Consider the following 320-nt stretch of genomic DNA (forward strand, 5'->3'; position numbering starts at 1 on the left):
CCGGTCACCGGTCAGCCGGCCGTCGCCCGGACCAGCCGGACGGCACCGAAGCGGGCGGCCAGCCGGTCACCGGTCAGCCGGCCGGCCGTCATCGCGATGAAGAACGCCGCGAACGCCGCGGCCGCGAAACCTTCGCTGCTGTGCAGGCTGTCGCGCAGATACACCGTGCTCCAGTCGGCTGCCGCTCCCTCGCCGACCAGGGCGATCAGTTCGGTCGTGCGGAGCTGAAGGACCCAGGAGTTCGGGACCTGGCTAGAAGGGCGGGGGGCCGGAGACCCGACGGCCTCGGGGTGGGCGGGGGAGGGGCGGGGGGGGGGGCT

General features: G+C 74.7%; 1 protein-coding gene. It reads right to left on the reverse strand.

From position 1 onward, the window contains the following. Nucleotides 1-11: 11 nt before the first annotated feature. Nucleotides 12-164, reverse strand: coding sequence for a hypothetical protein (locus AB0C29_RS26240; protein WP_360825146.1), 153 nt, complete (start codon nucleotides 162-164; stop codon nucleotides 12-14). Nucleotides 165-320 lie beyond the last annotated feature (156 nt).

The organism is Actinoplanes sp. NPDC048791 (assembly GCF_040650095.1).
Taxonomy (GTDB): Bacteria; Actinomycetota; Actinomycetes; order Mycobacteriales; family Micromonosporaceae; genus Actinoplanes.